The organism is Paenibacillus sp. 01T422 (genome assembly GCF_056398785.1).
In genome coordinates this window covers 1-2,239 of the sequence record NZ_JBFTQB010000995.1, presented here as the reverse complement: position 1 = coordinate 2,239, position 2,239 = coordinate 1, and the positions used below count along the sequence as shown (strand labels likewise).

The 2,239-nt window shown below is 48.5% G+C and carries 3 protein-coding genes; all 3 read right to left on the bottom strand.

All coding sequences use genetic code 11. The annotated features are described in order from the left end of the window. On the bottom strand, positions 1-411 hold a 411-nt coding region (locus AC1DUA_RS34615; protein WP_477504052.1), incomplete at its 3' end, for a YhjD family protein. Then, on the bottom strand, positions 408-1,676 hold the full coding sequence (locus AC1DUA_RS34610) for a DNA polymerase IV (RefSeq protein ID WP_477504051.1): 1,269 nt from the start codon (positions 1,674-1,676) through the stop codon (positions 408-410). The genes AC1DUA_RS34610 and AC1DUA_RS34615, both read right to left, overlap by 4 nt. Then, positions 1,673-2,044 carry a YhjD family protein gene (locus AC1DUA_RS34605; protein WP_127452234.1) on the bottom strand — a complete coding sequence of 124 codons (372 nt, stop codon included), beginning with the start codon at positions 2,042-2,044 and terminating at the stop codon, positions 1,673-1,675. The genes AC1DUA_RS34610 and AC1DUA_RS34605 overlap by 4 nt, the downstream gene beginning before the upstream one ends. Between the last annotated feature and the right edge of the window lie 195 nt (positions 2,045-2,239).

Genomic DNA, 2,239 nt, shown 5'->3' with positions numbered 1-2,239 from the left:
CATATAGTCTTTCGCAATAATCAGCGCGTCTTCATGCCCGCGGCAAACATAGCGGTAGTGAATGGCCCGATCATTCTTCTCTTCCTCGACCAATTGAATGCTTCTGTGCATCATTTTCGTTTTGGTTTCACTTAAATCAGCTAAGATTTGGGCCGCAAGCGCGTGGGCAGCGCGTGAATAGAGCTGTCTAAGCGTTTCGGCGGATCTTTCGATCTCAACAGCCTTTCTTTTGATCATCCCATGCATCAGGGGCAGCAGCACGTAGTCTCGCATAATGCCAATGTCCTCCGCTGTAGGACGATTCGCCGGAACAGCCTTGTCGCTGCGCAAATTTTGCAGTGCTTCGCGGTGTTGCGGCAGCATCATCCTGCTGGATTCCCATAAACCATTCTTTTCCAGTTTCTTACTCATTTATAGTGCCCCCCGATTTTGAGCGCTCTGTTCTGTGCTTGACCGGCTGTCGTGAGCGAGGAAGCCCGCACAATCGCTGCGTTGCCGAATCGGTCCTTGAGGCTGTCTGTTACTTTCTCAAGCGCCCTCGCCTTGACCTGATCCTCAAAAAGCGTAAGCTGATACGTGTCATCGTCAACGAATTGGCTTAGCATCACACCGGCACGGCGTACGGGCATCGTGTCCCAGAACTTGTAGAACAGCTGCTTAACCGCTTGAAAAACTGTTCTTGTATGATTCGTAGGGTCCGGCATCTTCATTTGGCGTGAAAAGCCTGTTGGCGCGTCAAACGGGCTGCACATGCAGCTAACGGTCACAATGGACGCCATATATCCCTTGCGCCGACAATCGCGGCATACCTCTTCGGTAAGCTCGAGCAGGATTGTATCCACCTCAGCGGATTCCGCATAGTCCCTAGGGAGAGTCATCATATGGCCTATAGACTTCGGAGGCGTGTCGAACGTACCAGGTGTAACCGGACTATCATCCAGACCATTCGCTGTTCGCCACATCACTTCCGCGTGAATGTCTGACTGCTTGCCGAAGCGTGCACGGAATTTGTCCTTGAGCACCGGCAGCGGCGTTTTTGCCACCTCACCGATCGTATACATGCCCAGTCTGGCAAAATGCGCGGTCATCCGTGAACCTACACCGAACATTTTACTTACAGGCTCCGCCCATAAGTGCTCCTCCACGGCGGACGGGCGTAACGTGAAAATGCCGCTGGCATTCTTTTTAGCCCAAATATCGGTGGCGATCTTCGCCAGTATTTTATTCGAGCTAATCCCTATGCGGACCTTCACTCCCGTTTGCTGCAGCACTTTCCGCTGAATGGCCATCGCAATCGTATCCGGGTCCCCGAAAAAAGGCAAGCTTGCCGTAATGTCTAGAAACTGCTCATCAATACTGAAAACCTCAACAAGATCGGTAAATTCTTCGTATATTTTAGTAATCATAAGTGAAACATCAATATAATGCTGCATGCGCGGACGCATAACGACCAGTTCCGGGCATTTCTTAAGCGCTTCCCCCAGCCGCTCGGCCGTGGAGACACCAAATGATTTGGCAATGGGACAAGCAGCCAGAATGATGCCTGAACGCAAGGCAGGGTCTCCAGCGACCGCAACCGGTTTATCCCTGCATCCCGGATAATCCGCTTTCTCTACACTTGCATAGAAGCTCTGACAGTCCGCCAGAAATATGGTCCGCTCCTTTCCTTTGCTCACCGTAATCCCCCCCGCATATTCATCAGCGTAGTCATCAGTTCTGCTTTAACTAAGCTGCGAAGCATCGTGAAGTGATGGATGTAGCCCCGGACTTTGTACTCGACATTAATACCTAGTGCATTCATTTCGGTATGAATCACTTTAATATCTCTTTTCTTCATAACGCTCTTAATGCTTTGTAATTGAGGATAAATGGCGGTCTCCACCTCTCTGAGGTAAAAAAGAATATGATTGTACACAATTTTATCCTTATAAACCTTGAGTTCCTCCATATCCCTTGCCAACATATCGAGTAAAATGGGCAGCAGCGTATATTCCTTAATAATTTGAACATCCTCTTCTGTCTCAATTCTTGCATGAACACTCATATTTTCCACCACCATATGCGAACATATATTCGTGTTACTTATTATATACCGAACACGTATTCGTTATGCAAGTGGTTTTTTTGGAAAGTAAAAAAATACCACCTGACGAGGTCACTTAGACCTTGCAGGCGGCATTTTTTTTGTCTGGCTTATCGAAACATGGACCACAGTTTAATCAAGTGAAACGTGTTCGAG

What these genes read in the sequence shown, in the direction of transcription:
- AC1DUA_RS34605 (WP_127452234.1), bottom strand. Translation starts at nt 2,044, where the DNA reads ATGAGTGTTCATGCAAGAATTGAGACAGAAGAGGATGTTCAAATTATT.